The 6012-nt window shown below is 60.6% G+C and carries 3 protein-coding genes; all 3 read left to right on the forward strand.

The annotated features are described in order from the left end of the window. The first annotated feature begins 226 nt into the window (after positions 1-226). The 3 genes from LB555_RS14090 to LB555_RS14100 all read left to right on the forward strand — a co-directional run bounded on the left by LB555_RS14090 (position 227) and on the right by LB555_RS14100 (position 5937). Positions 227-1747: an acyl--CoA ligase gene (locus LB555_RS14090; RefSeq protein WP_224683105.1), complete on the forward strand. Its 1521-nt coding sequence runs from the start codon at positions 227-229 to the stop codon at positions 1745-1747. Between the two features lie 2 nt (positions 1748-1749). Then, on the forward strand, positions 1750-2730 hold the full coding sequence (locus tag LB555_RS14095) for a 2-dehydropantoate 2-reductase (RefSeq protein WP_224683094.1): 981 nt from the start codon (positions 1750-1752) through the stop codon (positions 2728-2730). 630 nt (positions 2731-3360) lie between these two features. Next, positions 3361-5937, forward strand: coding sequence for a toll/interleukin-1 receptor domain-containing protein (locus LB555_RS14100; protein ID WP_224597731.1), 2577 nt, complete (start codon positions 3361-3363; stop codon positions 5935-5937). The last annotated feature ends 75 nt before the right edge of the window (positions 5938-6012 follow it).

The following is a 6012-nucleotide window of genomic DNA, read 5'->3' on the forward strand; positions in this document are numbered from 1 at the left end:
CTGCCCCTCACCTGCCTGCCGGCATCCTCTCCCCGTATAGTGACGGGGAGAGGGGACACTGTCATCGACAGTTCGCCAATCGCCCACGCTGAACAGGCGCCGAGACCGAAACTGCCCCTTTCTCCCCGTCCCTATACGGGGAGAAATGCCCGGCAGGGCAATGAGGGGCGGCGCTGACATCAGATGGACTTTCGCAAGCCATAGTCTTGAAACATAGCTGGTGACCATGACCCAAATCCACACAGACCTTTCCCACCGCCTCGTCGCCGGCGCCGACGACGCGCCGGCGATCCTGGCGCCCGACAGGCCGACGCTGACCCATGGCAGGCTGCGCGCGCTGATCGCCACCACCGCCACGCAGCTCCATGCACGCGGCATCGGCCGAGGCGACCGGGTGGCGATCGTGCTGCCCAACGGGCCGGAGATGGCGACGGCTTTCATCGCTGTCGCCGCCACAGCCTCGACGGCGCCGCTCAACCCCGCCTACCGGGCGGACGAGCTCGATTTCTACCTGACCGACATCGGCGCCAAGGCGATCCTGGTCGCCGAGAACGAGACTGGCCCTGCCGTGACTGTGGCCGAGCGCCTCGGCATTGGCGTGCTGCGGCTTGTCGTGCCGCCAGACGCGCCGGCCGGCAGCTTCACCATCGAGGGCGCGGCGGTCGGATCGCAAGCGGCTCCCGCCATGGCCCGGGACGGTGACATCGCGCTTCTGCTGCACACGTCGGGCACGACGTCACGCCCCAAGCTGGTGCCGCTCAGCCATGCCAATGTCGCGGCCTCCGCCCGCCATATCGGCGCGACGCTCGGCCTGACGGCGGATGATCGCTGCCTCAACATCATGCCGCTGTTCCATATCCATGGGCTGATCGCGGCGGTGCTGTCGTCGCTGGCATCGAGCGGCAGCATCTACTGCACGCCAGGCTTCAACGCGCTGCGCTTCTTCCAGTGGCTGAGCGACGCGAAGCCGAGCTGGTACACGGCGGTGCCGACCATGCACCAGGCGATCTTGGCGCGCGCGGCGCGCAACCCGGAAGCATTGGCGGCGGCACGCCTGCGCTTCATCCGCTCGTCCTCGGCTTCGCTGCCGGCGCAGGTGATGGCCGAACTCGAGGCGACTTTCGGCTGCCCGGTCATCGAATCCTACGGGATGACCGAGGCCGCGCACCAGATGGCGTCGAACCGGCTGCCGCCCGGCCTGCGCAAGCCGGGCAGCGTCGGTGCGGCCGGCGGACCCGAAGTCGCCGTGATGGCGCCGGACGGCCGGCTGATGCAGGCCGGCGAAACGGGCGAGATCGTCATTCGCGGCCCCAATGTCACCTCAGGCTACGAGAAGAACCCGGACGCCAACGCCACGGCCTTCGCGCATGGCTGGTTCCACACCGGCGACCAGGGCGTGCTCGACGATGACGGCTATCTCAGGGTCACCGGCCGGCTGAAGGAGATCATAAATCGCGGCGGCGAGAAGATCTCGCCGCTCGAGGTCGACAATGTGCTGATGGACCATCCGGCGGTGGCGCAGGTCGTCACCTTCGCCATGCCGCATGACAAGCTCGGCGAGGAGGTGGCGGCGGCCGTGGTGCTGCGCGAAGGCATGAGCGCCAGCGAGGGCGATATCCGCGCCCACGCCGCGATGCGGCTCGCCGACTTCAAGGTGCCGCGCAAGGTGCTGATCCTGGAGGAGATCCCCAAAGGGGCGACCGGCAAGCTGCAGCGCATCGGGCTCGCCGCCAAGCTCGGGCTCTGATCATGAAGATCACCATTTTCGGCGCCGGCGCCATCGGCGGCTATGTCGCGGCCAAGCTGGCCATCGCCGGCCGCACCGAGCTGTCGATCGTCGCCCGCGGCGCGCATCTCGACGCGATCAAGGCCAATGGCCTGCGCCTGATGGAGGACGGGCGGGAAACGACCGTCCCCGTCAAGGCCGCCGCCAAGGCGGAAGAGCTCGGCACGCAGGACTACGTCGTGCTGGCGCTGAAGGCGCATTCCGTCGCGCCCGCGCTCGACCAGATTGCCCCGCTGCTTGGGGACCACACAGCGGTCGTCACCATGCAGAACGGCGTTCCCTGGTGGTATTTCCACAAAAACTGCGGCGCGCTCGAAGGCACCAGACTGCAGCAGGTCGACCCCGGCGGCACGATCTGGGACCGGCTCGGCCCGCGGCGTGTCATCGGTTCGGTGGTCTACCCCGCCGTCGAGGTCGATGCGCCCGGCCTGATCCGCCATGTCGAAGGAAAACGCTTCTCGCTCGGCGAACCCTCGGGCGAGAAGAGCGAAAGGGTCACGCTCCTGGCCGGGGAGATGGTCAAGGCCGGGCTGCAGGCGCCGGTGCGCGACGACATACGCGCAGAGATCTGGATAAAACTGTGGGGCAATCTCTCCTTCAACCCGATCTCGGCGCTGACCGGCTCGACGCTTGCCGCGATCGTCGCCGACGAGGGCACCCGCATGCTCGCCCGCGCCATGATGCTGGAAGCGCAAGCGATCGGCGAAAGCCTCGGCGTGCGCTTCCCCATAGACGTCGACCGCCGCATCAAGGGCGCCGGCGACGTCGGCGAGCACAAGACCTCGATGTTGCAGGACCTGGAACGCGGCAGGCCCATGGAGATCGACGCGCTGGTAGGCGCCGTGCAGGAGCTTGGGCGACTGACGGGCAAGCCGACGCCGGCGATCGATGGGGTGCTGGCGTTGGTGAAGAGGCTGGCGGTGGAGCGGGGGTGTTATGGGTGAGGGGGTGTGGGCATCGGTTAGTTGCTGCGGCCCGAATGACCGAGTGAGACGCCTAAACTCTACCGTGGACGGCCGCTTTGCGCCTGAAGTCGACGTTGAGACGGTCCGGCCGTTTCCCTGAAATCGGACATCGAGTGTGCCGCAGTGGGTTTCTGTAGTGATCCAACCGTTACCACAGTACCCGCCGACGCCCTTGTGAATCATGAACGAGCGTACCTGTTCAAGCGATCCCAGGATCTCTGTCCGCCCGATCAATCTTCATCGGGGATCGGTTATCCGCAGCGAAACGGATGACCGATCCACGTGATGGGCTTATTGTGTCGCAAGATCGGACTTTGGGGACGGGGATCTGTCAGTCATCTATCAGGCATCAGGAAAACAAAGCGGACGGAGAACGTCCCTTTTTGAAGCTGAGGTTTCGTTCGATCAGTTATTTCGGAACGCGGTGATGAGGATGGCCGACGCCTAATGGGTGACCGTGTCAAAGATCGTTGGACACGTGTCTCGCTTAGCTTTACCCGTTTGGAGCATTTCGACCTAGTTATCCAGTACTGTCTAGGTCGAAGATCCGATACATCTCGCGTTTGGGGGAGGCCTCACGACCGAGTTTGCCAGCAAAAGGATACTGTTATGAAGCTGCCTACCGTGTTTCTATCACTGCACGGAAGCGACGAGCGCATGGTGGAGCAAGTTCATAACCTCCTCCCAGACGGGCTGGCCTACTTCTACCCAGTGAGTTTCAAGAATGGCGAAAACTTGGTTTCGGCCATGGAGGAGCGAACCGCTGAATCCAGCATGTTCGTATTCTTTGTCTCGAAGAAGTCGCTGAAATCTTGTTGGGTTGATTTTGAGATCGATCGGACAAAAATAGCTAAAATCAAAAAGCCCCAAACCCGGTTTTTGGTGATCTTTCTCGACCGAGATCTGAACCACAGAGACCTGCCTTCCTGGATGCAGGAGTACTGGGTGGGTAGTATAGGGACTGGTGCTCGTGACATTGCACGGTATATTCGGCGCGCTCTGATTTCCGGACCGCTAGCCGAGCTACCCGGCAGTCAGGTTTACGGCCGCGGCGGGCTCATCGACCAAGCACGGGCAGACATCGCGCGTATCATCGTTGCCACCGAAAACACCCCTAACATCACCATTTTCGCGGGCAACGGGGGGATTGGGCGCCGAACTTTTGCTAGAAAGTTTCTCGTTGAAACTTATCCTGCGTCGCCTACTTTGAGCTTCGGACCCGAACTCCCCCTTCCACAGTTCGCTGATCTTGTGGATATATATCGAGCACTTCGGCAAGAGTTGGAAAACGGTGTATCCCACGCCGAACTGGAAAAGGATGTGACCGGGTTCGCCGCTGCGCCCATTGCCGACCAAGCCGAGGAGGTGGCGGTTAAGCTTTCGCACTTTGGGAGTCTTGGGCAAGCCGTTACTTTGATAACCGGAAACGGAATTTATGAGGATCGTGGGTATCTTAAGGCTTGGGCGCCTGTTCTATTTCGGCGTCTGGAGCAGGAGTCTACGAAGCTAGTGGTGGTAACCAATAGGCTCGTCCACGACAATGAGGCTCGTAACCACCCGAACTTATATCAGCTTCAAGTGCCCCCGATCTCGGACACGGATACTAAGACCTTGATGGTAGGTTCTGCGACCGCCCTCGGAGCAAAGCCCGATTTGCCGAGCGCCGAAGTCATACGCTCTATTGGCGGCCATCCCGGTATTGCGAAATCCACTGCAGCGTTGATCGCTAGGAAAGGTGTCGCGGTTATCGACAACGACCCTTCCGACCTGTTTGCCCTTCAAGAGGATGTTCTGAGCGAGAGCCTGAACTTTGAAAATTTGGACGATCTGCAGAAAGACACACTATCTGTCCTAAGCTGGGTCCCGCAATTACAAGGCGACCTTCTCAAGGAAATACTTCTGCTTCGGCACAACATAGCAGGAAAGGCTTTCGCTGAGACCCTGTCCGAACTCATTCTGGCCTGCTTGGTCGAGGTCACCGGATCTAACTATGCAATCTCGTCACCTGTCCGGGCGCTCTTCAGGCGACTACATGGATACGGATCAAAGGACCTTATGACGGCCTTTTCAAGCACGCTAAAAAGAACTTGGGAGAGCGCTAAAACGAGAGAAGAGATCAGTCTGGAGCTCGTCGACGCGCTCGCCTATATGGCCGCCATTGAGGGCGGCACCCTGCCGACAGAGTTCAGGTCGATAATACTTCCGTCAACACTGCAAGAAATAATAAGAGATACCTACGATCGCAATCACGACAACCCGGAAGCACTGCGCCAGGTCGTGTCCTGGGGGTTGCCGGCCATGCATATGGGCATGGACGAGACAACGAGAGAAGAGATACTATCTTATGTGGTTCGCGCCCAGACACGGCTGTCCGATGCAGTGGGCGCTGAAAAGCTTCTGAATTTTTTGGACAGCAAAGGTTATCGGGCTCGTTTCTATTTGCGAGCATTCTACCTGCGCATTCACAAAGCGGATACTCGCGGAGCGATCCCCCTCCTCTTAGAAGCACGTAAGGTGCGCAAGTATATGCACCGGGTGGTCGGTGAACTGGCTTCGTGCTTTCAGCATCTTGGCATGTGGACGGAACTCCACAGGCTAGTGCAGGAAGAGGCGCGACATATTGGTCGCAACCCTGTCTTGCTGAACGTCCGTATCGGGATGTTGATTGCCCAAGGTTCGTTTCAGGAGGCGGAGAAGGAGATCCGGACGCTCTCCTCATTGCCGTGGCAAGAGGCAACTGTCGACCTACGCAACGCAACCATCATGATGAGACGAGATCAGGACTATGCCGGCGCGCAAGCTCTCTTGACCCAGCGCTTGCAGCAAGGTGCGGGTTCGTCCCCCCTCATCGTACGCCGGTTGCGCGCTATCGCGGCTGCTGGTGCCAATGACGTTCATACCGCCCGTGCCGACAGTGACTTTCTCCAGGCTCACGATAAGCGCTTCAAACCGCATAACATCGAGGCCAGAATCATGCTGAATCAAAGGGACTTTGATGGCGCTTTGCGCGAACTTTCCAAGGCAGGGACCGCAACCGTGCAAGACGAGTTGTTGCGAGCTCGTATTCTGGAAGCGAAGTCGCTGAATCCGTCGACACTGTTCACCTCACGGGAGGAACTGCGCCAAGAGGCTCTTCAAATCCGCGCGCGATACAGGATGCTCGACGAGTTCGAGCTTGACGGTTAGGTGCACTTTACTTTTCCGCCGATGGCGTAACCCGGTGTCGGTGCAAAAAATATCCTCAGTCACCCCTTCCCCACC

It is taken from the genome of Mesorhizobium sp. BR-1-1-10 (genome assembly GCF_020165595.1).
Taxonomy (GTDB): domain Bacteria; phylum Pseudomonadota; class Alphaproteobacteria; order Rhizobiales; family Rhizobiaceae; genus Mesorhizobium; species Mesorhizobium australicum.